Source organism: Pontibacter fetidus, assembly GCF_010119545.1.
Lineage (GTDB): Bacteria > Bacteroidota > Bacteroidia > Cytophagales > Hymenobacteraceae > Pontibacter > Pontibacter fetidus.
Genome location: NZ_JAAEAA010000021.1, coordinates 1 through 23,230 on the forward strand (window position 1 = coordinate 1; position 23,230 = coordinate 23,230).

The window sequence follows — 23,230 nt, forward strand, 5'->3', positions numbered from 1 at the left end:
CTTCCAGGATGACAAAAGAAAAAGTAGCAGAAACTCCCTCTCCTGGTAGGAGAGGGTTAGGGTGAGGTGAAAATAGTATGAGGTAAAACTATACCTTTTGCTTCAGAAGGATTACCAGAAGGAACGTGCACAAAAAAACTTCCCTGCTCACCAAATAACCAAGGTGGGCAAGGAAGTTATAGAAGGTAAAATACTTTAGTATAGTAACCGTGTAATCAATAGAATGTAGTTTAAAAAATAGAGATCCTGTAATCTTTCAGTTTCTTATCCAGGGCCTTAGAGTTGCCACAGATCTTATCGAGCAGTTTCCAGAAGCGGGGGCCGTGGTTTTTTTCTACGGTGTGTGCCAGTTCGTGCAGGATCACATAATCACAGAGGGCATCGGGGAGGCGCATCAGGTGCAGATTCAGGTTAATGTTATTGGTGTGCGAGCAGCTGCCCCAGCGGCTTTTGGCATTCTTTATAAACACATTCTGGTAACTAAAGCCAAAGCGCTCTGCAAAGTAGGCAACACGTTGTGGCAGGTATTCTTTAGCCTCTTTGCGGTAGGTCTCCTCTACAGATTTACGAATGAATTTCTGTACTTCCGGGTCGCTGGCGTCTTTAAAAACAGGATACAACACATTAATGTAGCCACCCTCTATTACGCAGCGCATGTTATACTGGGCGTGTGTAAGGAGGCGCAACGTATGGAATCTGGTTTTGAATTCTGTGTCGGGGTCGTAGGTGGTGAGCTTGGTTTCCTGCTGCTGCATGCGGCTCTGGTGCTCTTTTATCCAGTCGGCTTTGGTATAAATAAGCTGCTCGGCCTTATCAAAACTGATGTGGGGCGGCACAGCCACTCTGATACCTTTCAGAGGCCTGACACTAATACTGATGCGCTTTGCTTTGTCGCTGCGCTCTATCAAGACTTTCCCTATCCCGTCAATGTGTACATTAACTGATGAGAGCTTTAAAAAGGTTGTAGGCACTTTGGCTAAAAGTTAAAATACAAAAACTCTGAACCAAATATAGATAATTATTGCCTTAGCAATCCAATATATAGCGCGCTTTTTTCTTTTTTTATTTAAATATATGTATTTGAATTGTACTATATTTTTACGGAAGTCAGCTGTGTAAAACGTGGTGTAAGTACTGTAATACTAACTATAGGCGGCTCTAAAAGCATAAAAAAAACAGCCTGCCGTTTTTCACGCGGCAGGCTGTTTTAATACCTTAATAGTTGTTAGCGGATGTTGCCACCGGTTGCCATGTCGTCGTGGCGGCTTTTGTGCGAACGGCTGCTGTCGGTAGTATAAGAGCGTAAGGTTGGCTCTTTGTTTACTTTACCAGTACCGGCAATTTCAGGGTCAACAGGTTTTTTGTTTTGCTGATCCGTTGTTTTGTTCTCGTTCTTGTTTTCTGGTTTCATAGGTATAGTAGGTTACGTTTATAATTCGGTATGCCTGTCTATTTCTACGGAATCTGAGGGGCGGTCGCTGTATTTTGGTGTGCCAAAAGAACTATCGGCAGTATGTGCTGCCTGGTTATGGGCCTGCTCACGCATTTTCTCCTGGTGCACAATATCCCACTCTTTAAAACGGTCGAGCTCGGTTTTTATACTTGTCATAAACCAGGCCAGTAAGCTGGCATCGTCCAGCAAACCCACTACCGGAATAAAATCCGGAATAAGATCTAAAGGCATAATAAAGTAGATCAGCACCGCTACGCCACCTACCAGCGTTGTAGTTGGTATGCCTTTATAGTCGCCGGCAACGGCAGCTTTTATCATGCGCGACAGCAATTGCAGGTTTTCCCAGGCTTCGGCGGCCAGGCTGCCAACACTTTTTTTAGCGGTCGCTTTTTTAAAAGCCTCGTTCAGTAATTTGGTTATTTCGGCCGGGTGCTTCAGGTATCTTTCGGCTTTGGCCAGTAATTTTTTAAATAAAGAGCTCTGCGAAATGTTTTTACCGTCGGGTGCCTGGTTGTTCATGGGTCGTGGGGTGTAATACCTGTTTGTGTATGTGTTTTTGCGGATGCCTGCTTTGCGGGTGCAAATTTGGTTAAAGTAATGCTAACCTACCTATACTTACCAGATATAAAATTGTTGTACCTGGCAGCAAATAAAAAAGCCCCGCAGTTTTGCTGCAAGGCTTGTATAACTATAGCTGACCAGGGCTTAAATCACGCGGCCGCCGGCATAGTAGTTTCTGCGGTAAAAAGGCTCCTTAAGTGAGCTAACCATTACACCACCGTTTGTTGCCGAGTGTATAAATTTACCGTTTTTAAGATAAATGCCCACATGGAAGATGGGCTGATTGGGGCCACGTTTAAAAAACACCAGGTCGCCGGTGCGTAAATTATCTTTTTTGATGCGGGCTACATGCTGGTACATGGCGTGCGAGCTACGGCTCAGGCGGATGCCGTATACCTGGCGGTAGATGCTGGTAACAAACCCGGAGCAATCGGTACCACTTTTAGAGCCGCTGCCATAGCGGTAAGGGGTGCCCAGCCAGCTGGCTACTGTCTGTACCAGGGTTTTATTTTTGCTGGTGGCAAACTGCATCCCCAGCTTTTTAGAGTAAAACGCTTCTGATTCGGGTTTCGGGGCAGGTGCCGGTTCAGGTTCCGGGAGCTTTATCAGTGGGTCCTTTTCAAGAAGTGCAGCAGTCAGGTCCTGACCCGAGTTAATGGCGTAGGGGGTAATAGCGGCTACTGGTTGCGGCAACTCCGCCGACGCAGCCGGCGTTACTTCGTAAAAGTATGACAGGGTTAGCGATAAAGCTGCCAGTATACTTAATATGATGGTTTTCTTCATAGGGTTTGGCTCGTTAGCTCCCGCACCGTGCGGGTAAACAGTTTCACCTTATTTAAGCAGCTTTTTTTGCACTAAAATTGGCTTTAAACTATAAAGAAGCCTTTTGTGCTGCGCTGCTGCGGGCAAAAATAAGTACAAAAAACTTAACTGCCAAACCGGGTATATATTGCATCCGCCTGTAAATAAGATGCTTCTACCCAACTATAGTTACCGTTAACCCTATTTGCTATAAGTATAGTTTAGTCACGTGTTAGAATAAGTATAAAAAATAATTGTAGTTACATGCACTATAAAATTGTAGAAAAATCGCTGTTTGCCCGGATTGCGCGCATGGTTTTGAAGAGCAGCAACGTGGCAATGGTAATCGGGAATAAGATACATTTAAGCGGTGTAGACAAGCATACTTTTGAGCGCGACGAAGGCTGGCTGGCGCACGAATTATGCCACATCCGGCAGTTTCAGGAGCATGGGTATTTCCGGTTTTTGTGGCTGTACCTGAAGGAAAGTTATAATGTTGGATACTATAACAACAAGTATGAAGTAGAAGCCCGCGAAGCTGGCAGCAAACACAAACGCCACCAGGCTGCTACTAAAAAAGAAACGGGCAATGTAAAACCCTCCGGCTTGCCATTGCCATCTGATGTTAAAAAGGAAGTCTAGTTTCTGAAACAATACCTGGCAATAACCGGCTGTTGCTATACTTCAGGTATAATTTTCAGATACTGTTCTTTTGTAAGTTTCCAGCGTTTTACTTCCTGCTCAAAATTAAGTGTGCCCGGTATGGTGGTGTACTGCTTTTCAAATACAAAGCCTACTTTTTCCAACGTCTTATTAGGTGCAGAATTAAGCGCATAAGGTTCGCAGTATAGTTCTTTCAGCCTTAAGTTCTCGAAAAAGTAAGGCAGCGACTTTTTTACTAGTTCTGAACCAACACCTTTTTGCCTGTTTTCGGGCTGCCACAAATGCAGGTGCATAAAAGCCTGCTTGCCATATACGATCTGGTTCACATTGCAATGGCCAGCGGGTTTATCATCCATCATCCAGATAAGGGCGTAGGTTTGTTTTGCTTCGTAGGGTGCCTGTAACTGCGCTTGTAGCATATTGGTCAGCCCTTCTCTTGTAGGCAATTTGGCCAGGTCCACGCCCATACTTACCAGAAACGCAGGGTTAGAGGTTAACCAGTAATCGGCAATAAGGTTGATGTCGGCTGCAAGCATCTCTCTTATAGCTAGGTTGGCGGGGTTTTGCATTGGAGTTTGTTGGTTAACGGATTTGTGCAGCGGAAGCGTAGCGAGAGGAAAGTCCTTTTCTATTTGCAATAAGTTTTTATAGCGTTAATTATCATCTGCTTCTTATCTCCTAATTGATAGCCTTGCTTCAGGTCCGCGCAAATTTGCTCCTGCTCTTCTCTGGGTATTTCTGCTTTGCCTCTCGATGCCAACACGGTAACTCCATTCGTCTTGCTCAAGGTTCTTCTGCCTTTAAACTCGTATTTGCGGATTCTGGCAAACGCTCGGTTGCTTAGTGCCTTCATATGCAATGGCTCAAGTTCTAACGTTTTATTGTAGTCTTTGATAGCTTCGTCAAACTTAAGGTCATAGAAATAGGCTGTTCCCCTTTCAAAGTATGCGTCGGTGTAATTTGGGTCTAGTTCGATGGCTTTGTCAAGAGTCTTTACAGAGCCTTGAAAGTTTCCCTCTCTGAACTGCTGGTTTGCCTTAGAAAGAAGCGTATGGTATTTCTCCTGCTCTTTAGAAGGCATGGTTTTACCAGCTTTAAATTCTGTCAGGCGTTTTAGGTTGCCCGTTGAATACCACTCTTCCCAGTTACCATTTTCTTTGCCGTCTTTGAACACACCCTTATACTTGAGTTGTCCATTTGGGAAATACTGTTCTGCTTCACCGTTTTCAATTCCATTGCTGTAGTTTCTCTGAAAGTTCTTCTTTCCATCAGGGTAGTAGACTGTTCGTATACCTTCTACAACTCCTTCTTTGAAGTTTCCTTCGCCTTGCTTCTTGCCATTCAGGAAGTAGTCGATAAAAGGTCCTGAATAATGAGTTGGCGAGTTTATAAGGTGCCACTTTCCGTCAATCCTTTCCATAGCCTTTGTGGATGGGATCTGCTTTAATTCTGATGAGCGGCTGGCATATGCTTTAGTTGTGATAAGAATCACCTTGTCAAGGTCTTTGTAGCCGTACTGCTCTATTGCTGCCTTATCAGTGACAACAGTTATCTCCTGAATATCTGCTTCGCTCAATGAACTGAAGCCTTCTTCTGGTTCATCAGTAACAGGTATAGAGTCTACTACATAAAGGATTCTTTCTTCAGCTTCCTGTGCAAAAGCAAAGACCATCAGGAATAGGAATAGTAAAGTGGTAAAGAGTATTTTCATTTATTTATAATTTGACCGTCAACGTGTTCGTGTATACCTTGTGCGAGGCTTTCAGCCGAAGCTTTAGGTATAAACCAGTTCTTAGTTCATTTTTCTTGTTATCAATTCTGCTCAGTCAGCGAACTATGGTACTACTTATCATGAAAGTAAATAGCAAAAAATATGATGCTATTAACAAACAAAAACATAAACGCCAATACTGAAAGTACAGCTTTCCTTTTGTTTACCAGATAAGTATACATCAAGATGAGGAGAAACCCTTCTATGCTTGCGATAATCCATCTGGTAAGCACTTCTACTTCAAAACTTCTTTGTAAGGCATTAGGAATAAATGAGCTATTGATAAACGTATTTAAGTATAAAATTACAATTAACAGAAAAAGGAAAAATGCAGTATTGGCTATCCAAATCAGGTATGGTTTGAGCATTTTTTCTTTTCCTTTAAAGAGAATCTATAATTCCTATAACCGCTAACGTACTGGGCCATAAGGCGGCGTAGCTGGCTTATGGGTGTGGTTAGCAGTAGGGATTCTTTTCATTACCTCAGTTTCTGTTTAAGCTCTAATTTACCTTCTTCTTTCAGTGTATCGAAGTCAGAATAGTTAAAACTCTTATCTAGAGATTCTGAGTCGGTTACTTCATAAATCTCAATATTCTTATCGTCCCACCAGTCATTTGTGTCGATTGTATCTAGTTTGTTTACTACATAAAATCTGGTCCAAGTTTTCTTTATCTCCCCAAATTGCTTTGTTTGATGATTGACAACGATGTCCCCTTGTCGGGACCTATAAAAAATGTCTTGATTGTCACCATATCTGTCTTCAATCTCCATTCCATAAAGTCCGACTGCAATGAATAAAGCCATTCCTACTACTATTAGGCTTAGGGTTCCTAATATGATTTTAAACCTTTTATTCATTGTTAGTTTTATACTTGCGCCTTACTGCTAACTAACAGCTAAACGAAAACATACGCTTATCTACACTATAGCTGTAGGTTTGAAATTCTATTTTGATGCAGCTTTTCTACAGTATTAGTATAACATCTAGCTAATATAGTTAAATCAAAACATTAAAAATGTATCTGCTAACTGAATAACAGGTGCTCTATACTTCAGACTATAGTTTGTGACGTATGCTTCATGCTGCTTAAAGGTGATCAGTAAATGTTGATAAACCCACACCGTTTATAGTGCGTTAAGTGGTAAGTATAAAACCAACTATAAACGCATAAAACTATGGCAAACAAACTCGAAGGTAAAAAGATAGCTGTATTGGTGGAAGAAGGATTTGAGCAGGAAGAACTGACTAAACCAATGCAAGCCCTGAAAGACGCAGGTGCCGAAGCGCACATCATCTCACCGAACAAGAATAACGAAATTAAAGCCTGGAACCACACCGACTGGGGCGAGAAATTTAAGGTAGATAAAAAGTTAAGCGAAGTAAATGCCGATAGCTATGATGGGCTGCTGTTACCGGGCGGCGTGATGAACCCCGACAAACTGCGCACCAATAAAGAGGCCGTAAATTTTGTAGGCAAATTTATGGAAAGTGGCAAGCCGGTTGCCGCCATCTGCCACGCCCCCTGGACTCTGATAGAAACCGGTAAGATAAAAGGCCGCAAAATGACCAGCTACCACACACTGCAAACCGACCTTAAAAATGCCGGTGCCAATTGGGTAGATGAAGAAGTAGTAGTAGACCAGGGCTTGGTTACCAGCCGCAAACCCGATGATATTCCGGCTTTCAATAAAAAGATGATAGAGGAATTTGCTGAGGGCAGGCACAACCGATAAGTATAAACTATAAAACAAAGCCGCGACAGTTCTGCTGCCGCGGCTTTGTTTTTTATGAAGGTATCAGGCTGTAAAGTATAGTTGCTTTATCTTCCAGCATAGTTGCCAGCACTACATCCAGTAGCAGCAAAAAGAAACCCTGCAGCACTATAGACTGGCCCCAGCCTTTCAGTTGTTCTATTTTAGGCGATGTTCTGGAGCGCTCCTGCAGCCAGATGCCTATAAACAGGTAAGCCACATCCAGGCCAATGTTCAGGTACAGTATCTTTTTATACCAGTCGTGTTGTTGTATGCTTTCGGGCAGGGCCAGGGTAGCGGGCGTTTGTGTGAGCAGCGAGTATAAGGCTACCGATGCGATGACCATGTTCACGATGTTCCAGTAAATGTTCATCTGGAAAAAGAAGCGCTTGTTGCGGGTGGCTTTCATCAGCTTAAAGCTCCCGATAATGATGTTTAGCAGCGCCCATACGCCCAGCACGATCATGCCAATTTTAAGCACTTCGTTTTGGTGCAGGTTAAACGTTGCCAGCATGTTTGTTTGCGCATTTGCCACCCCCGACATCAGCAAAAACAATAGCAGGCAAAGGTACTTTCTCATAATAAAAAGGTTGGTTACTGTAGCTACAAACGCAGAGGGTTGGGTTTTAGCATATTAAGGGCAGTAATGCTAGAGTAAAGGGAAGGCTGCACAGTACATTTCTGTTACAGATTTGCCCGCTTAGCCTCAATGTCTATCCCAATGTTTACTTCAGGGTGGATGGTCTGGTTGCCCAGGGAATTGTCGGCGCGGTATATAAGGCCCCATTTAGTGCGGTCTATGTTAAAGTTGGCTTTGGCTTTCAATACACTATCCTGTTGCGTTACCCTGGCCGGAAACCGTACACTTTTGGTTATATCTTTTATAGTCAGGTTGCCGGTAATAAGGTGGGTGGCACCTTTTACGCGCAGTTCTTTATCGGGGGCGGCAGGGTGGATGGTGGTTTTGCGCTGGGTGCTGTCGTAGGGGGTGATGCTGGTAACTATAAAGGTGGCGGTAGGGTAGCGTTCTACATCAAAAAAATCGGCGGAGCGCAGGTGCGCAGTCAGCTTTTTGTTCGAGGCTTCGTCTATAGTTTTGTCATCAGATTTTACGGCCAGCATGTCCAGGTGTATGTTGCCGCCAGTTGGTTTGCCCTTGGCCATTACTATTTCTCCCGATGTGATCCTGAAAACACCATTGTGCCTGCCCGTAATTTTAGCGCCTATCCAGGTTAATTTGCTTTTGGCGGTATCTATCTTAAAAACTTCTGATGCAGTGGTCAGGGCTAATGGCTTTACGGGTGCGCCTACTTCAGCTTCTTCGGTTTTAACGCTGGTGTCGCAGGCCGAAAGCAAAAGCAGAACCAATAATATACATGGTCTAACTATAGCGGTACTATGCCTGCTGCTGCTCACTGCTAAAAACCTGTTTAAAACCCGACGCCCAGGTATAGTTGTGCCACGCTGTTCTTCATATCGGAGCCGTATGGTGGTAAACCTGTATCGCCTTCATCTGTGAGGCCGGCAAAACCCAGGTTATAACGGGCACCTACTCTTACAAAACTGAAACGGGCTTCCAGGCCGCCTGCCACGCCATAGTCAAAGGTGTTCAGGTTGTCCATGTTAACTTCCTTCCCATCCTGCTTGGCAGCCACCATAATGCTCATTTGCGGGCCTAAATGCACGCTGAAATTATCTGTAATATTATACACGGCCAGCAGGGGCACTTCCAGGTAATCAAACCTGTTCTCAGTTTCTGTCTCAAAACCTTTGCGCGAATACAAGCCTTCTACCTGCAACGAAAACGACTCAGTAAGGCCGAATTGGGCATATACCCCTGCATGGAAATTGGTATGCGTATCAGTGTTGATAATATCACGCGTACCATATACATTGGCAAAGTTTACACCACCTTTAATCCCAAAGCCAGAGTTTGGAGCATCAGCGCCGCTCAGCAGGTTGTGGTTCTTTTGCAAGGTAGTAGGGCCCTGCAGATCTTCGGGCTCCTGTTCCTGGGCAAAGCAACCCAGGCTAATAAAAAAGAATAAGGCCGGAAGCAGGTAATTTTTCATAGTATTCATGTTTTGGCAGGAGTATTTTGTGTAGAAGGGTGCCCTGCGCTATAGTATACTATAAAGGCTATGTATAAAGTTGCACCTATATGCCAAACCCTTGATTAAGTTGCTATAAGAGGTGGTAGTTTTTTGCCAGGTAACTATAATTAGGTATATGGTGGATTACCAACACAGATGACAAAATATTTAGCAGGATTTATACTTTACAGTTTTAGGATAGGATTATATGATACTTTTACAAGGCTATTACCTATAAATGCACAGTAAATAGTGGATAACTTTGTTGATTCAACACACTTATCCACATTTATGCACATCGTAAAACCCGCATATTCAGAGTAAATTAAGCCTTCCGGAAAACTTATACACCATGCTGCTAATAGCTGCTAAACAGGTTAGTTTTTGCACCGCTGTTATAACCTAAACTATAGTTTTACCAGTTTACTCTAAACCTGCTGTACCTGATAGTTGTTACCTTTGTGCTATGCTAAAAATTGCCTGGTCCGACGCTTTTGCACACTCTTTGCCAGAAGGGCATCGTTTCCCGATGGCCAAGTATGATTTGTTGCCTGAACAACTGTTGTATGAAGGCACTATAACCGAAGCTAACCTGTTTGCACCTGCCCCGCTACCCGAGCGTTTTATACTGGATACCCATTGCCCTACTTACTGGCAACGCCTTCGCCAGTTGCAACTCACCCCTTCTGAGATTCGCAAAACGGGTTTTCCGTTGTCGGATGAGTTGGTTAACCGCGAGGTTATTATTATGAACGGAACGGTGCAGGCTGCCCTGTTTGCGTTGGAATATGGCATAGGCATGAACATTGCCGGCGGTACCCACCACGCTTTCACAAACAGAGGCGAAGGTTTTTGCCTGCTTAACGACATTGCCATTGCTGCCAATTACCTGCTCAACTATAAAGGTGTAAATAAAATATTGGTCGTGGATCTAGATGTGCACCAGGGTAACGGCACTGCACAGATATTCCGGGATGAACCGCGTGTTTTTACCTTTAGCATGCACTGCGGCCACAACTACCCGTTCCATAAAGAGCAATCTGACCTGGACATACCGCTGGCCGAAGGCACTGACGATGCAGCGTACCTGCGCCAACTGCAAACTATATTGCCGCGCCTGTTAGATGAAGTGCAACCGGAGTTTATATTTTTTCAGTCGGGGGTAGATGTATTGGCTACCGATAAACTGGGCAAACTGGGCATGACCATAGCCGGCTGCAAAGAACGCGACCGAACCGTGCTGGAGCTCTGCAAACGTCATGCTTTACCTGTTGCCGTAAGTATGGGAGGAGGCTACTCGAAACAGATCGCTCATATTATAGAAGCGCATGCCAATACATTCAGATTAGCGCAGCAGTTGTGGTTTTAATTTTTTTCTATTCTGTCATTTCGAACAACGTGAGAAATCGATCTCTGCTTATAGTCGAAGTGTATGCTTCTTGGAACCAAGCCATCCTTTCAAACTTCCTGTATTCCTGGGAGCTCTATAAACTTATAGTTTCAACTCAACTTTGGTGCCCTCACGGCCGGGAGGCCCCGTCTTCGGGTATCGCGCGGTGTACATTTCTTTTGCTCCTGCGTCGCAATACCTTGCGGTACCAGAAATCTACCAGGCGCTCAACCCAAAGACTGTGATCTTTCTACTGTCAACTACCAGTTATAGTTTGATACTTCTCGCTTCGAAATTGATCGTGGTTATAATTTCGTAGGGACAGGTCGCGACCTGTCCGTGGATGGACTGTAACTATAGAACTATAGTTTAAAAATTGGTAAGGCAGAAATTCCCCTCTTGAGAGGGGCAGGGGTGTGTTATAGCAAAAGCTTAACGCATCTTCTTACAAGATCCTTCCAGGATGACAAATGAAAAAGTAGCAGAGACTCCCTCTCCTGGTAGGAGAGGGCTGGGGTGAGGTAAAACGTAAACTATATAACTACAGCTTCCGCCTTTGCCCTATCTGTCTCTGCTAGGACAGTATAGACAGGGAGACTTAACGCCATGATAAACTACGGGTGGGCTCTAGTCAGGTATACTAGTAAAAAGCAACTATGAAACTGTAACTTAAACTATGGCAGCAATCTCAAATCCTACTAACCCAAAAATCATGATTTAGACAAACAAAAAAAGAGCTACCAGCATTGGTAGCTCTTTCAGAATTTCAGACAAGTATACACCTGCTACACATTATTCGGGTAACGCTCGAAATGGATTTCGGCAACACGGCGCTGTAGTTCATCGCGCAGGTCTTCGATGTTTAATTTGTTGGTAGCAGAGATGAAAAGGGCAGGGGCATGTATTTTTGCCATATATGTTGCCTTCAGATCATCCAGCGAAGGAAGAGTTTCATGACCTTCTTCCTGCATTTCCTGCTCACGCTTTTGTAAGTACAGGTCTACTTTATTAAACACCAACAGCACCGGTTTTTCGGCGGCGTTAATGTCTTTTAACGTATCGTTTACTACTTCAATGTGCTCTTCAAAAGACGGGTGCGATACATCCACTACGTGTAACAACAGATCTGCTTCCCGTATCTCATCCAGCGTAGATTTAAACGACTCGATCAGTTTGGTTGGCAGTTTACGAATAAACCCAACCGTATCAGAAAGCAGGAACGGGATGTTATCCAGCACTACTTTGCGCACGGTGGCATCTACAGTTGCAAACAACTTGTTTTCTGCAAACACATCCGATTTAGAGAGCAGGTTCATGATCGTGGATTTGCCCACGTTGGTATAACCTACCAGTGCTACCCTAACTATAGCTGCACGCGCTTTGCGTTGCTCAAAGTTCTGTTTCTCAAACTTCTTCAGGCGCTCTTTCAGCAAGGTTATTTTTTCGCGCACAATACGGCGGTCAGTTTCAATCTCGGTCTCACCGGGGCCTTTCATACCGATACCACCTTTTTGCTTGGATAAGTGGGTCCAGAGGTTGGTAAGGCGTGGGAGCAGGTACTGGTACTGGGCCATTTCTACCTGGGCGTGTGCCTGGGCAGTTTTGGCACGGAGCGCAAAAATATCGAGTATCAGTAAGCTGCGGTCTACAATTTTTATCTGTAACTCGCGCTCAATGTTGCGCACCTGCGAAGGGCTAAGGTCATCATCAAAGATCACCATGTCCACGTTATGCTCCTGCACGTAGGCTTTTATCTCGTCCAGTTTGCCGCTGCCTACAAAAGTGGCGCGGTCTGGTTTGTCGAGTTTCTGAACAAAGCGTTTTATAGTTCTGGCTCCGGCTGTTTCCGTTAAAAAAGCAAGCTCATCAAGGTACTCGTTGGTCTGCTCGTCGGTTTGGCGGTAGCCTGGTACGGCCACCAGCACCGCAGTTTCCTGGGGCTTGGTGGTTTCGTAAAATTTTTGTTTGGCCATTAATTATTTTTTAAGCGTCATGGTATAGGCCGCCACTTCGTCAAGTTCCTGTTCGCTCAGTTGCTCTCCGAAAGCCGGCATCAGGCCACGTCCATTGGCAATAACTCCTTTGCGGTCGTTGAGGCTAAGCTGGCTCTCTGTAAGGTTTGCAGCGCCGCTTACACCTTTGGTTCCGTCTTCGCCGTGGCATGTAGCGCACTGTTGTACGAAAATTTTCTCGGCGTTGGCTAATGCCGTTGCGTTCATAGAAGAAACAATTTCCTGGTGTGCCGTTTCAGATGTGCTCAGGGTAGAGTCGCCGGTTTCGGCTGCATCTGTCTCCGGGGTATCAATAACGCCGGTTGTGGCTGTTTCTTTTTTCATGGTCAGGCTGTCGGTTTCGGCCACGCCATACACGTATAAAAAGATGAACAGGGCAAGTACAGCCAACACTTTATTTTCGCGCTTTAAGCCAACTATACCCAGCGGAATAGCTACCAGTACCAGCACTACTTTCGTTATCAGCCAGCTTGGTATACCGTTATAGTTAAACAGCATCCAGCCACCTGTTATCAAAATCAGTGTGCCCAGGATCATTTCTACCACTTTTGTTTTGTTGCGCAGCTTGGTTAACGCATCACGTTTATTCAGGAGCAGCAATACAGTTTTTGTCGTAAAAAGCAGCAGGAATAAAATTACTACCAGCACGTGCGTATGTAAGAAAGCGGTGATCGGCATGATGTTTTATTTTTTTAGTAAAGGTTTGGAATGGATGCAATTTAACTTATTTTTTTCAGATGGTAGCGCTAATTTCGGTAACTTGGCACGTTAAAACAGTACAAAAGTCGGTATCCTGACTACCCCTCCGGTTCTAGAATGCATTTATGCGCATAGCTATAGTTATCAATACTTCCTGGAACATCTTCAACTTCCGGCTTAGCCTTATACAGGCATTGCTGGCGGAAGGACATGAGGTAATAGCTATAGCCCCCCACGACAACTACTCGCAGCGCCTGCTAGATGCCGGCTGCCGGTTTGTGCCCGTAACCATGGAGCAAGGCACAAACCCTTTTAAAGACCTGTGGCTGATCTGGCGCCTGTACCGTGCTTACGTGCGCGTTAAACCCGACGTGGTGCTGCATTATACAATCAAACCTAATATTTACGGTGCTATAGCTGCGCACTGGGCAGGTATTCCGGCTATTAATAATGTGTCGGGTTTGGGTACGGTTTTTATCAAGAAAGACTACATCTCCAATATCGCACTTAGACTATACAAACAGGCTTTTCAGTACCCGGCTAAAGTATTTTTCCAGAACCACGACGATCGCAAACTTTTCCTGAAGCACGAACTGGTGCGGGCAGGTATAACTGAAGTATTGCCGGGCTCTGGTATAAACCTGGATGCCTTTAAGCCAATGCCGAAACCAGACCCAACTGCCCCTTTTACCTTCCTGATGATTGCACGAGTGCTGTATGAAAAAGGTGTGGCGGAATATGTACAGGCCTGCGGACTGGTAAAAGCGAAATACCCAACTATAAGATGCCAACTGCTGGGACTGGTAGATGAGCGCAGCCGATCTGGTATAAAACAAACCACCCTGGATGCCTGGCTGGCAACCGGCGTAATAGATTACCTGGGGACTACGGATGATGTGGCAAGTATAATTGCACAGGCCGATTGTGTGGTGTTGCCCTCTTACCGAGAAGGCACGCCCCGCACCTTATTGGAAGCTGCCGCTATGGGCAAACCTTTAATTGCAACCAATGTGCCCGGCTGCCGCGAAGTGGTGCAGCAGAATATAAATGGCCTGCTTTGCCGTGTACGTAATGCTCCCGACCTGGCCGATAAAATGGAACAGATGCTGCAAATGCCACCCGAGCAACTACAGAAAATGGGCGAAGCCAGCCGACATATTGCCGAAACCAAATTTGATGTGAACTTTGTGATTCAGCGCTACCTAAAAGCAGTTGCCGAAGTTACCGCCCACAAGCAAGTATAAACTATAGTTACAGTAAAAGTATAAATGGATTTTAAGACGTTTGAGATTGAAGGATTAGTAGAGTTCCAGCCGCGCGTGTTCCGCGACGACCGGGGTTATTTTTTAGAGACGTTTAGCATGAAGTGGTTTGAGCCGCTGGGCATACAGCCAAACTTTGTGCAGGACAACCAGTCTGTATCTACGAAAGGAGTGTTGCGCGGATTGCATTTTCAGAAGCCACCTTACGCGCAGGGCAAACTGGTGCGTGTATCCTCAGGTCGCGCCTTGGATGTAGCTGTTGATTTACGTAAAGATTCTTTGACCTATGGCAAATATGTAACCTGCATTTTAGATGCTGAAAAACAAAATGTATTTTATATACCCGCAGGTTTTGCCCACGGCTTTGTAGCCCTCGAAGATAACACTACTTTCCTGTACAAGTGCACCGATTTTTACCAGCCATCAGCAGAAGGAGGCCTGCTCTGGAACGATCCGGAATTAGGTTTAGACTGGGGAATTGAAAATCCGCTGGTTTCGCCGAAGGATGAAGTATTGCCGCTGTTGAGAAACTTTGAGTCGCCGTTTTAGGACCAGAGATTTAAGGGATTTATCTGATATAACAGGATTTTGTCTGAACCTGAATTAAGGATTTAATGGATTAATAAAACCGAAGGCCGGCAATTTTATAGTTGCCGGCCTTCGGATTATACTTTAATTAATACGCTTCTGCATATTATTTAATAAGAAGCTGCTTTTTAGATGTACGTCCGTTTTGCGCTATATGCATGAAGTATAAACCTGCCGGCAGGTTGCGTACACTTATTTTGGTCTTCTCTTTTGAGCTTCCCGAAAGCTTTTTGTTGCCCTGCTGGTCAAACAAGGTATACGTATAGGTTCCGGTTGTCTGGGTCTCAATAGTAAAGTCGTCTTCTGTTACCGGATTTGGTGCCACTATGTACGGCTCTTCGCCTGCATCACAATTTCGTACTTCGTACTCCTCATCCCAATAAGAGGTCCAATCAATAGCTGTACGAACTTTTAAGCCTATTACCATAACTGTGCGGGGCTGGCTGGCTGCTACTATAAATAAGTTGGGACCAGTTAAACCCAGGTGGCTGTCTACGTTTGTGGCTGTCCAGGCATATTCCTGCACCTGGCCTTTATAGCCGTTGTAAATAGGCTCGAACGCGCCCTGCTCGTAAGGGCAAGCGGGGTAATTAAAACCATTGGTGCACATACATGTATACCTGAAACCGATGATCTCGGGTATGCCTACCCATACTTCTTTCTCTACAGAGCTGGCACCACATTGCGGGTTAGTGGCTGTTACCTTAACCCAGCCTGCACCGCTGTAGCCCGGCCGTTGCGCCAACGTTACATTTGCATCTGAGGTGGTAACAGGCGATAGCCCGCCGTTTATTAAAATGTTGCTGCTTGCCTCCCAGGTATAGCTTGTGGCGCCCGGCACCGGCTGTATGCTGTATGGAGTAGAAGCACCGATATCATAAGGGGCGTTGTTATTGTTAAAAGCGGGTTTGGCAAGGGTGCTACTGTAGGCAATGGTAATGGAGGTGGCATTAACTGTTTTAGTTGGGCTAGTGCAGGTAAGTGTAGCCGACACAGACACCTGCCCGCCATTTGTACCGCTAGGTATTACGGTTATGGTATTGCCGTTGCCAGGACCGGAGATTACCCAGCCAGGAGGCAGCGACCAGGTGTAGTAGGCCTCTCCCGGTAAGGCTGGTACACTGATAGTTACCGGAGTTGTGTTTGCACAGTTTACCGTGGTTGCAGAGGCTGTAATGGCACCAAGCGTTGGTTCGCGGTTAATGGTAAGTGTACTATAGTTGCTGAAGTAATCTTTTTTGGGGTAGCTAAATGCACTACACTCTTGATTATAACCTCTTACTTTAACCTGTCCGCCAACGCCATTAGCGGGTATAACATTAATAGAGTTAGAATTTGTAATATAATACGGATTGTTAGAGCTAGCCACTACCCCATTAGGGTATGACCAACCATATGGTATTTCCCAAATATAGGCTTCAACTGCTAATTTGTTAGTATTGGGATAGTACATAGTAGGTATAGTGAAATTGACAGGCCCTGCTAAGCACCAACTTACTTCCTGCACACTCTTGCCATTAATTGCATCGGGTGAAATATTGTTAAGAGATTTAATTATAATATTATTTGTCAGATAGATAATATCTGTTGTACCACTAGCACTTATGGTTAATTTTATACTTCCTTTCTTTACAGCATCATTCCATACTACAGTAATATTATTTTTATCTTAAAAGGCAATATTGGAAGCAAAAGTCACTTTTGTACTGTTATTGTGGTTAGGGAATACACCCTCTGTTACCTCCCAGGTATATATTCTATTGGCAGGAGCATTATTAATATTGGGGTCTAAATACCATTTTTCACTACTACCTGGACAAACAGGAATACTATTGCCTGGTAAAATGTCATTACTTGATTGACAAAGGCCAGAATAGGTGATCAGGAAAAATAAGAGAGTAAAAAGGCTTCGTTTAAAGTAGGTTTGTAGTTTCATAGGAATAAATTAAAAGGATTACCATTTACAAATGCTTAAAAGAGATAAAATATTGAAAGAGATGATATTGGCTGCATACTGATATCCACATCCTTAGTGATATATCGTCCTTCAATCCGGAAGCCTTCATGCACAAGCGATAACTCAGGCCAATATCCACCGCCAGCGGCCCTATAATCAAAACGTGAAATATCTGTAATCAGGGCAGTCTCTGCTGATGCATAAATCCTTTTACCTAACTGATGTCTTACTCCCAGAAAGGGGCGGAAGCGAAATCCTTTAGTAGTATAGTTATGCTCAACATGAGTAATATGCGTAGTTGGAAAGGGTTCAGAATTATTCGGTGAAACACTTTTAACCAAGGTTTCATAATTTGTAGTTGTGACTTTTCTTTTGTCTAAATAGGGCTCGGCATCAGCTCCTATGTAAAACTGCCATTTAGGGGTAAGATTCTGCTGCCACTCATATCCTAAGCCGAGTGCTAGTTCATAGCTGGTAGAGGTAGAATCATTGTTAAAGTCTTTGAACTCCCCAGCATAGTATTCTCTGGTTGGATCTATAAAGCTTTGGTGTGAAAATCGGGAAGTAATAGCTAACCGCAGCGCAGTATTTTTTCTAACCTGATATTTATAAAGGATTTGTAAAGGAGTTCGATTATCAGGCTTAAGAAAGTAGTCGAAAGCTATCTGTGTATTAACCCCAATGTGGTGCCGGTAAAAAACAGAGTCCGGTGTCTGGGCGCTAGTGTTGCTGCCCGTAAACAACAAGCACAGCAGTAGCAGTGCAGGCAAAAGTGTTTTTGTTTTCATAAAAAGATTTTTTTTGGGTAAATATAAGCGTGGCAGCTGTATAAATATAGGAAAATATATATGTAAAAGTAACATGTGTATAATGCCACCTGTTACTTGCTTTCGAAGGACTGTTAACACTAGTAAAAAGTGTGAATTCAACACAGAAGTACATTTATGCCGCAAGTATAAAATCTTATCAATCCAACAAATCCCCATTAATCTGAGGTTCAGGCAAAAAAAAGAGACGCAAGGTATTGCGTCTCTGCATTATCACTTTAATCTCAAAAATCCCTATTAATCCCGGTTCAGACAAAATTCACTCAATCACTCATTCAAAACTATAGTAACTCCACCAACGTCTCCAGTCCCATTCCACGCGAACCTTTTATCAGGACATAGCTATCAGATATCTTGTTTTGCTGGAGCCAGTTTTGTAGTTCCTGCTTCGTCTCGAAATGCTTGAAGGTAGGATTAGCCTGGGCTGCATATTGCATGTCTTTTCCGCAAAGTATAACTGTATCAAAAGGCTGTTCGGCGGCTATAGTTCCCAGGGTAGTGTGCTCGGCTATACTTTCAGAGCCCATCTCAAACATATCCCCAAGTATAACCACTTTACGTGGTGCGTTCATGCTGCCAAAGTTGCGGATGGCTGCTGCCATAGAGGTTGGGTTGGCGTTGTAGGCATCCAGTATAATGGTGTTGCTGCCTTTTTGCAGTACCTGCGAGCGGTTGTTTACCGGGCTATAGTTGGCGATGGCTTCGTTGGCTTTGCTAAGCGGCACTCCAAAGTATTTACCGATGCAGGCCGCAGCAGCCATGTTCTCGTAGTTATAGCTGCCTACCAACTGCGTGTGCACCACGCTTCCTTCTTCGTCTTTATACACCACATACGGTGATGCTTCCAACAGCTCACTATGGTAATAATCGCCGGTGGCCGGGTAGGTTATTTTGCTTGCAATGCGGCGGCTCATGCGCACCAGGTGGTCGTTGCCGGTGTTCACAAACACGGTGCCTTCAGCTTTATCTAAGTGTACGTATAGTTCGCTTTTGCCGCGGGCCACGCCTTCCAGGCTTCCAAAACCTTCCAGGTGCGCTTTGCCTATGTTCGTGATCATGCCGTGTGTTGGCTGGGCAATGGTGCAAAGCATTTCGATCTCGCCGATGTGGTTAGCACCCATCTCGATAATGGCCATTTCGTGCTCCGGTTTTATGCGGAGTAAGGTTAGCGGCACGCCAATGTGGTTGTTCAGGTTGCCCTGCGTGTACAGCGTGTTGAATTTCTGGCTCAGTACGGCGTGTATCAGCTCTTTGGTGGTGGTTTTGCCATTGCTGCCCGTTATGCCAATTACAGGTATGCTTAACTGTTTGCGGTGATGGCGGGCCAGATCCTGCAGTGCTTGCAAAGTGTCTTCAACCACAAAAACATTTTCGGCAGCCATAGTTGGGTCATCTACCACCGCATATTTAGCGCCTTTCTCCAGGGCCATCGCCGCAAACTTTGCACCTTTAAAGTTGGGGCCGTTCAGGGCGAAAAACAGGCTTTGGTCCTGGTCGGCGCGCGAGTCGGTGCTTACGTGGCGGCACTCCAGGTATTTTTGATATAGGAATTCGATGCTGGTCTGCATGAAATAGTTAATTTTAAAGTATAAACGCTGCAACCAACTTACGTTAAAGTATAGCCGGCCAAACCAGGTGCAATATACACTCAAAACCGTAAAGGCACTACAGCACCGCAACGCTCCTTACATCGCTCTATGAAAAAGTTATTTACCCTGTTCCTGTTGCTGATCGCTACTACAACTATAGCCCAACAGCCATTGCAGTTTGTATTGCGCCACGATGTGCCGGTAACAATAAACCAGGCAGCGTTGCCACAACCCTGGAGCGGTGGGTTAAGCTCTCCACAATTCTCGACGATAGATCTTAACTTCGATAACCAGCCCGACCTGTTTGCTTATGATAGAATGCAGCACAAAGTATTTACCTGGCTGGCCGTGATGAAGAACGGAACCTGGGTCTATAAGTATAGCCCGGAGTACGAGGCGCTTTTCCCCGCTGACCTGCAGGCCTGGGTGCTGCTGCGCGACTATAACTGCGATGGTCTGAAAGATATTTTTACCAGCACGGCGCTGGGCATTAAAGTTTACCGCCAGGAAAAAGGTATCAACAACCTGCCTAAATTTATAGTTGCCGAAGAAGCCATCGTTTACAACCAGGGCGTAAACCTGCAGCTATTGGCCGCCGACGTACCAGCTATAGATGACATGGATGGCGATGGCGACCTGGATGTGCTGGTGTCGGAGTTCTCGCATGGGCAAAAGCTGGAGTATTACCAGAACATGCGCGTAGAAAATAACCTGGGCTGCAACTCGCTTACCTTTGCGCGAAACAGTACCTGGTGGGGTGGCATAACCGAGTGCGACGGCTGTACCAACTATGTTTTTAACGCGGCCTGCCGGGTAGCCGGACCACTGCATTCGGGGCACACGGGCAGTAGTTTGCTGTTGCTGGATTTAGATGCGGATGGCGATAAAGAGTTACTGACTGGCTCAGTGCAATGCGACGACCTGGTGCTGATGGAAAACAAAGGCACAGCCCAGGAAGCCCGAATGGATGAACTGACCACTATTTTCCCGAGAAGCTCGCGCAGGATCAGCTTAAATAAATTTCCGGCCGCTTACTACGAGGATGTTACCTTTGACGGGATACCAGATCTTTTGGTAGCGCCTAATTTAGCCAATACTAACGAGGTAAAGCCGGAACTGCAGCGGTCGGTGTGGCTTTACAAAAACAACGGCCCCGCCAACAACCCGGACCTTACGTTTGTGCAGGATAATTTTTTGCAGGACCAGATGCTGGATTTAGGCGAAGGCGCTTACCCGGCATTTGCGGACCTGGACAACGACGGCGACCTGGATATGCTGGCTGGCAACAAAGGCGCTTACCGCAATGGCAACTATGTGGCAACTATAAGTTATTTCCAGAATACCGGCACCGCCACAAATCCGGCCTTTACCTTGGTTAAAGATGATTACCTGAACCTCGGAAGCGAGCAACTGCTCCACATAAAACCAACATTTGCAGATATTAACGGCGATAACAAACCAGACCTGGTACTAACGTCTAAAAATGCGCAGACCAATGCTACAACTATAGTTTACCTGCCCGGACCAGGCTATAGGTGGGCTGACAGGTTGTTGCTTTTAACTGTAACTGACGGCGATGCCCCTGCTTTTTTTGATGCTGACGAAGACGGCGACCTGGATATGATTTTGGGCAAAGCGACCGGCGAGCTGCAACTATACACCAATACCGGCACGACAGGCACCCCAAACTATAGTTTAGCTAAAACCAACCTGGGCGGCATCAGTTTCAGTTTCGATAAGCGCTTTTTGCACCCAACAACGATAGATATAGACGGTGATGGAACGATAGATTTACTGACTACTGACGACAGCGGAACTATAAACATCTATCGTAACCTGGCAGCTATACTTAACCAAACCTTTACCCCCGAAACAAACATCCTGGAAAACACTTTTGCTGACGAGCTGCTCCCGACCAACCTGGGCAAAGGCGCAAGTATAGCCGTAGCAGCATTGGGCGGAGCAGGCAAACTATATGTAGTAGCAGGTACCCAGGGTGGTGGCTTTTACTTACTACAGCAAATATCTGGCTACCAGCAAAATCCTGATGCAACAAATGGGCTCGCCGTAGAAGTGTACCCCAACCTGACTGACAAAAAAACACCCGCGCGTGTGCAGGCTTCGGAGCCGGTAACATTTGTGGTTTATGATGCCATCGGGAAGAAAGTTTATAGCAGTGGCAACAACTATAAGCAATACAGCAGCCTGCCCTTACAACACCTGAAAGCGGGCATGTATTTCCTGTGGGCAGTAAACCGGCAAGGCAAGTATAAAACCGCAAAATTTGTAGTACAATGATGAAAGCCCTGTTGTACATCCGGCTATTAGCTGAAGACCAAACTATAGTTTATGGCAACCCGCTGCTGGAGCAGGTAAAAAAGCAACTCCCGGATGTAGCCATGCTGGACGTAGATTCGGGGTCGGGGGAACTGGTGCTGCACTATGCCCGGAAGTTACTACAGGAAGCCACACAGGTTATAGTTTATATTGAAAGCGCTACGATGGATGCCGGTTTTGGAAGTATTTTTCCGTTGCTGGAGTTGGTGTTGGAAGGGCAGAAGGAGCAGCTTATAGTTTTCAGAAATGAGCACAGCCGCCTACAACGCATGGTACAAGCCCGCCCCGAATTAAAAGCTATAGTTGGGCAGGATGATGTAGATTTGATAAAAGTAGCAAAGCAGTTTTATAGTTGAGGTTTTACCATAGTTGATAAGCACTCTACCTACCGCTGTTTCGGATTTCTTAATCCGAAACTATAGCTGCTGCGGATTTCCTAATCCGCGTAAACTGCAACACGGGGATTAGGAAATCCCCGGCAGTGGGCTTTCGGACTTGGAAGTCCGAAAGAGCATTTTTATACTTCTAACAAACTACTAGCTATGGCGCGAGCGTCCTCGCCCCGAAATAATCGGGATCTGCGTCTCGTGTCGAACTATAGTTGAGTCTCTGCCCCAGTCGGATTACAGATCCGTGCCAGCATAAACTTTTTTCATGTAAAACTTAGCCCTTCAATTCAAATTCATCTGCATCCAGGTGCGCCGGGAAAGCCTCTCGGAAGTCCAGTAGCTCCTGTTTACTTAATGTTATAGTCAGGATGCTTTCCTGTTCGGTGGTTTCTATAAGTTTATGGCCTTTTGGGTGAATGATGGCGGAGTCGCCGGAATAAGGATGATCGTTGCCATCGGTGCCGATGCGGTTTACGCCAGCTACATAAGCAATATTTTCGATAGCGCGGGCTTGTAGCAGGGTACGCCAGGCAAGGCTGCGTACTTTAGGCCAGTTCGCTACATAAAGCAAAAGATCATATCTGTTACCAGTGTTGCGGCTCCACACCGGGAAACGCAGGTCATAACACACCAACGGGCAAACTTTCCAGCCTTTCAGCTCAACTGTCAAAAGCTCACTTCCGGAAGTATAGGTATGATGCTCTTTTGCCATCCGGAACAGGTGCTTTTTATTGTACTGCTCGTAACTGCCATCCGGCCTTACCCACAACAAACGGTTATAGAAGTGGTCACTCTCCTGCACAATAATACTCCCGGTAACTACAGCGCTATAGTTGGCAGCCTGCTCTCTCATCCATTGCAGCGTTTTACCTTCCGGTTGCTCGGCCAGTGCAGCGGCATCCATACTAAAACCGGTGGTAAACATCTCAGGCAGCACAATAAGGTCTGTCTGCAGATTAGCAGCAGCCAGTTTCTGCGCAAACATTTGTCTGTTCGCGTCCGCATCCTGCCAGTGCAGTTCCGTCTGTACTATCGTTACCCGAAGATTCATGATTAAGAGTTAGAAAGTTAGAAAAGGGTAAGTT

Annotated in this window: 24 protein-coding genes; 7 read left to right on the forward strand and 17 right to left on the reverse strand. The window is 45.3% G+C overall.

Annotated features, from left to right (window positions below; translation table 11 throughout):
* Window positions 1–230: 230 nt before the first annotated feature.
* The 4 genes from GWO68_RS14600 to GWO68_RS14615 all read right to left on the reverse strand — a co-directional run bounded on the left by GWO68_RS14600 (window position 231) and on the right by GWO68_RS14615 (window position 2,797).
* On the reverse strand, window positions 231–971 hold the full coding sequence (locus tag GWO68_RS14600) for a M48 family metallopeptidase (RefSeq protein ID WP_162347206.1): 741 nt from the start codon (window positions 969–971) through the stop codon (window positions 231–233).
* 254 nt (window positions 972–1,225) lie between these two features.
* The gene (locus tag GWO68_RS14605) at window positions 1,226–1,411 is read right to left on the reverse strand and encodes a hypothetical protein (protein ID WP_162347207.1); all 186 of its coding nucleotides are present in this window, start codon (window positions 1,409–1,411) and stop codon (window positions 1,226–1,228) included.
* A gap of 18 nt (window positions 1,412–1,429) precedes the next feature.
* On the reverse strand, window positions 1,430–1,972 hold the full coding sequence (locus GWO68_RS14610) for a YkvA family protein (RefSeq protein WP_162347208.1): 543 nt from the start codon (window positions 1,970–1,972) through the stop codon (window positions 1,430–1,432).
* Window positions 1,973–2,158: 186 nt separating this feature from the next.
* Window positions 2,159–2,797: a C40 family peptidase gene (locus GWO68_RS14615; RefSeq protein ID WP_162347209.1), complete on the reverse strand. Its 639-nt coding sequence runs from the start codon at window positions 2,795–2,797 to the stop codon at window positions 2,159–2,161.
* 282 nt (window positions 2,798–3,079) lie between these two features.
* Here GWO68_RS14615 and GWO68_RS14620 point away from each other — a divergent pair, with 282 nt between their 5' ends.
* Window positions 3,080–3,457, forward strand: a complete 378-nt coding sequence (locus GWO68_RS14620) for a hypothetical protein (protein WP_162347210.1) — start codon at window positions 3,080–3,082, stop codon at window positions 3,455–3,457.
* Window positions 3,458–3,492: 35 nt separating this feature from the next.
* On the opposite strand, the gene GWO68_RS14625 is transcribed toward GWO68_RS14620, so the two are convergent.
* From GWO68_RS14625 to GWO68_RS14635, 3 genes are all read right to left on the reverse strand, one after another.
* Window positions 3,493–4,047, reverse strand: a complete 555-nt coding sequence (locus GWO68_RS14625) for a GNAT family N-acetyltransferase (RefSeq protein WP_162347211.1) — start codon at window positions 4,045–4,047, stop codon at window positions 3,493–3,495.
* A gap of 59 nt (window positions 4,048–4,106) precedes the next feature.
* Window positions 4,107–5,189 (reverse strand): tetratricopeptide repeat protein, encoded by a 1,083-nt coding sequence (locus GWO68_RS14630; RefSeq protein ID WP_162347212.1) that lies wholly within the window; start codon window positions 5,187–5,189, stop codon window positions 4,107–4,109.
* A 538-nt stretch (window positions 5,190–5,727) separates the two neighbouring features.
* A complete protein-coding gene (locus GWO68_RS14635) occupies window positions 5,728–6,054 on the reverse strand; it encodes a hypothetical protein (protein WP_162347213.1) in 327 nt (108 codons plus the stop codon).
* A 372-nt stretch (window positions 6,055–6,426) separates the two neighbouring features.
* Between GWO68_RS14635 and GWO68_RS14640 the strand changes: the two genes are divergently transcribed.
* On the forward strand, window positions 6,427–6,984 hold the full coding sequence (locus GWO68_RS14640) for a type 1 glutamine amidotransferase domain-containing protein (RefSeq protein ID WP_162347214.1): 558 nt from the start codon (window positions 6,427–6,429) through the stop codon (window positions 6,982–6,984).
* Window positions 6,985–7,036: 52 nt separating this feature from the next.
* On the opposite strand, the gene GWO68_RS14645 is transcribed toward GWO68_RS14640, so the two are convergent.
* From GWO68_RS14645 to GWO68_RS14655, 3 genes are all read right to left on the reverse strand, one after another.
* Entirely contained in the window at window positions 7,037–7,582 is a 546-nt protein-coding gene (locus GWO68_RS14645; protein WP_235942086.1) for a DUF6992 family protein, read from the reverse strand.
* A gap of 104 nt (window positions 7,583–7,686) precedes the next feature.
* The gene (locus GWO68_RS14650; protein ID WP_162347215.1) at window positions 7,687–8,370 is read right to left on the reverse strand and encodes a YceI family protein; all 684 of its coding nucleotides are present in this window, start codon (window positions 8,368–8,370) and stop codon (window positions 7,687–7,689) included.
* Between the two features lie 62 nt (window positions 8,371–8,432).
* Window positions 8,433–9,074, reverse strand: coding sequence for a porin family protein (locus tag GWO68_RS14655; RefSeq protein WP_162347216.1), 642 nt, complete (start codon window positions 9,072–9,074; stop codon window positions 8,433–8,435).
* A gap of 487 nt (window positions 9,075–9,561) precedes the next feature.
* Between GWO68_RS14655 and GWO68_RS14660 the strand changes: the two genes are divergently transcribed.
* Window positions 9,562–10,464 (forward strand): histone deacetylase family protein, encoded by a 903-nt coding sequence (locus tag GWO68_RS14660; protein ID WP_162347217.1) that lies wholly within the window; start codon window positions 9,562–9,564, stop codon window positions 10,462–10,464.
* Window positions 10,465–11,270: 806 nt separating this feature from the next.
* Here the strand turns inward: GWO68_RS14660 and hflX are convergent.
* Window positions 11,271–12,458 carry a GTPase HflX gene (hflX, locus tag GWO68_RS14665; RefSeq protein ID WP_162347218.1) on the reverse strand — a complete coding sequence of 396 codons (1,188 nt, stop codon included), beginning with the start codon at window positions 12,456–12,458 and terminating at the stop codon, window positions 11,271–11,273.
* 3 nt (window positions 12,459–12,461) lie between these two features.
* Window positions 12,462–13,175: a SirB2 family protein gene (locus GWO68_RS14670; RefSeq protein WP_162347219.1), complete on the reverse strand. Its 714-nt coding sequence runs from the start codon at window positions 13,173–13,175 to the stop codon at window positions 12,462–12,464.
* A 146-nt stretch (window positions 13,176–13,321) separates the two neighbouring features.
* Here GWO68_RS14670 and GWO68_RS14675 point away from each other — a divergent pair, with 146 nt between their 5' ends.
* Both GWO68_RS14675 and rfbC read left to right on the forward strand, forming a co-directional pair.
* On the forward strand, window positions 13,322–14,440 hold the full coding sequence (locus tag GWO68_RS14675) for a glycosyltransferase family 4 protein (protein ID WP_162347220.1): 1,119 nt from the start codon (window positions 13,322–13,324) through the stop codon (window positions 14,438–14,440).
* 24 nt (window positions 14,441–14,464) lie between these two features.
* On the forward strand, window positions 14,465–15,007 hold the full coding sequence (gene rfbC, locus GWO68_RS14680) for a dTDP-4-dehydrorhamnose 3,5-epimerase (protein WP_162347221.1): 543 nt from the start codon (window positions 14,465–14,467) through the stop codon (window positions 15,005–15,007).
* A gap of 145 nt (window positions 15,008–15,152) precedes the next feature.
* On the opposite strand, the gene GWO68_RS14685 is transcribed toward rfbC, so the two are convergent.
* From GWO68_RS14685 to GWO68_RS14700, 4 genes are all read right to left on the reverse strand, one after another.
* Complete coding sequence (locus GWO68_RS14685) at window positions 15,153–16,499, reverse strand: T9SS type A sorting domain-containing protein (RefSeq protein WP_235942087.1); 1,347 nt, start codon at window positions 16,497–16,499, stop codon at window positions 15,153–15,155.
* Window positions 16,500–16,715: 216 nt separating this feature from the next.
* Window positions 16,716–16,982 carry a hypothetical protein gene (locus GWO68_RS14690; RefSeq protein ID WP_162347223.1) on the reverse strand — a complete coding sequence of 89 codons (267 nt, stop codon included), beginning with the start codon at window positions 16,980–16,982 and terminating at the stop codon, window positions 16,716–16,718.
* A 35-nt stretch (window positions 16,983–17,017) separates the two neighbouring features.
* Window positions 17,018–17,791 carry a hypothetical protein gene (locus tag GWO68_RS14695; protein ID WP_162347224.1) on the reverse strand — a complete coding sequence of 258 codons (774 nt, stop codon included), beginning with the start codon at window positions 17,789–17,791 and terminating at the stop codon, window positions 17,018–17,020.
* A 320-nt stretch (window positions 17,792–18,111) separates the two neighbouring features.
* The gene (locus GWO68_RS14700) at window positions 18,112–19,398 is read right to left on the reverse strand and encodes a UDP-N-acetylmuramoyl-tripeptide--D-alanyl-D-alanine ligase (RefSeq protein WP_162347225.1); all 1,287 of its coding nucleotides are present in this window, start codon (window positions 19,396–19,398) and stop codon (window positions 18,112–18,114) included.
* A 129-nt stretch (window positions 19,399–19,527) separates the two neighbouring features.
* Between GWO68_RS14700 and GWO68_RS14705 the strand changes: the two genes are divergently transcribed.
* On the forward strand, window positions 19,528–21,717 hold the full coding sequence (locus GWO68_RS14705; protein WP_162347226.1) for a T9SS type A sorting domain-containing protein: 2,190 nt from the start codon (window positions 19,528–19,530) through the stop codon (window positions 21,715–21,717).
* The gene (locus GWO68_RS14710; protein WP_162347227.1) at window positions 21,714–22,112 is read left to right on the forward strand and encodes a hypothetical protein; all 399 of its coding nucleotides are present in this window, start codon (window positions 21,714–21,716) and stop codon (window positions 22,110–22,112) included. Before GWO68_RS14705 ends, GWO68_RS14710 begins: the two co-directional genes overlap by 4 nt.
* Before the next feature lie 307 nt (window positions 22,113–22,419).
* On the opposite strand, the gene GWO68_RS14715 is transcribed toward GWO68_RS14710, so the two are convergent.
* Window positions 22,420–23,196, reverse strand: a complete 777-nt coding sequence (locus GWO68_RS14715; protein WP_162347228.1) for an amidohydrolase — start codon at window positions 23,194–23,196, stop codon at window positions 22,420–22,422.
* Window positions 23,197–23,230 lie beyond the last annotated feature (34 nt).

Excerpts from the sequence above, each read along its gene's own strand:
- GWO68_RS14615 (WP_162347209.1), bottom strand. The coding sequence starts at position 2,797 with ATGAAGAAAACCATCATATTAAGTATACTGGCAGCTTTATCGCTAACC.
- GWO68_RS14625 (WP_162347211.1), bottom strand. The coding sequence starts at position 4,047 with ATGCAAAACCCCGCCAACCTAGCTATAAGAGAGATGCTTGCAGCCGAC.
- GWO68_RS14655 (WP_162347216.1), bottom strand. The coding sequence starts at position 9,074 with ATGAAAAATTACCTGCTTCCGGCCTTATTCTTTTTTATTAGCCTGGGT.
- GWO68_RS14670 (WP_162347219.1), bottom strand. The coding sequence starts at position 13,175 with ATGCCGATCACCGCTTTCTTACATACGCACGTGCTGGTAGTAATTTTA.
- GWO68_RS14700 (WP_162347225.1), bottom strand. The coding sequence starts at position 19,398 with ATGCAGACCAGCATCGAATTCCTATATCAAAAATACCTGGAGTGCCGC.
- GWO68_RS14605 (WP_162347207.1), bottom strand. The coding sequence starts at position 1,411 with ATGAAACCAGAAAACAAGAACGAGAACAAAACAACGGATCAGCAAAAC.
- GWO68_RS14620 (WP_162347210.1), top strand. The coding sequence starts at position 3,080 with ATGCACTATAAAATTGTAGAAAAATCGCTGTTTGCCCGGATTGCGCGC.
- GWO68_RS14630 (WP_162347212.1), bottom strand. The coding sequence starts at position 5,189 with ATGAAAATACTCTTTACCACTTTACTATTCCTATTCCTGATGGTCTTT.
- GWO68_RS14640 (WP_162347214.1), top strand. The coding sequence starts at position 6,427 with ATGGCAAACAAACTCGAAGGTAAAAAGATAGCTGTATTGGTGGAAGAA.
- GWO68_RS14610 (WP_162347208.1), bottom strand. The coding sequence starts at position 1,972 with ATGAACAACCAGGCACCCGACGGTAAAAACATTTCGCAGAGCTCTTTA.
- GWO68_RS14675 (WP_162347220.1), top strand. The coding sequence starts at position 13,322 with ATGCGCATAGCTATAGTTATCAATACTTCCTGGAACATCTTCAACTTC.
- GWO68_RS14690 (WP_162347223.1), bottom strand. The coding sequence starts at position 16,982 with ATGAAACTACAAACCTACTTTAAACGAAGCCTTTTTACTCTCTTATTT.
- GWO68_RS14660 (WP_162347217.1), top strand. The coding sequence starts at position 9,562 with ATGCTAAAAATTGCCTGGTCCGACGCTTTTGCACACTCTTTGCCAGAA.
- hflX (WP_162347218.1), bottom strand. The coding sequence starts at position 12,458 with ATGGCCAAACAAAAATTTTACGAAACCACCAAGCCCCAGGAAACTGCG.
- GWO68_RS14715 (WP_162347228.1), bottom strand. The coding sequence starts at position 23,196 with ATGAATCTTCGGGTAACGATAGTACAGACGGAACTGCACTGGCAGGAT.
- GWO68_RS14695 (WP_162347224.1), bottom strand. The coding sequence starts at position 17,791 with ATGAAAACAAAAACACTTTTGCCTGCACTGCTACTGCTGTGCTTGTTG.
- GWO68_RS14710 (WP_162347227.1), top strand. The coding sequence starts at position 21,714 with ATGATGAAAGCCCTGTTGTACATCCGGCTATTAGCTGAAGACCAAACT.
- GWO68_RS14635 (WP_162347213.1), bottom strand. The coding sequence starts at position 6,054 with ATGGCTTTATTCATTGCAGTCGGACTTTATGGAATGGAGATTGAAGAC.
- GWO68_RS14685 (WP_235942087.1), bottom strand. The coding sequence starts at position 16,499 with ATGTACTATCCCAATACTAACAAATTAGCAGTTGAAGCCTATATTTGG.
- GWO68_RS14645 (WP_235942086.1), bottom strand. The coding sequence starts at position 7,582 with ATGAGAAAGTACCTTTGCCTGCTATTGTTTTTGCTGATGTCGGGGGTG.
- rfbC (WP_162347221.1), top strand. The coding sequence starts at position 14,465 with ATGGATTTTAAGACGTTTGAGATTGAAGGATTAGTAGAGTTCCAGCCG.
- GWO68_RS14705 (WP_162347226.1), top strand. The coding sequence starts at position 19,528 with ATGAAAAAGTTATTTACCCTGTTCCTGTTGCTGATCGCTACTACAACT.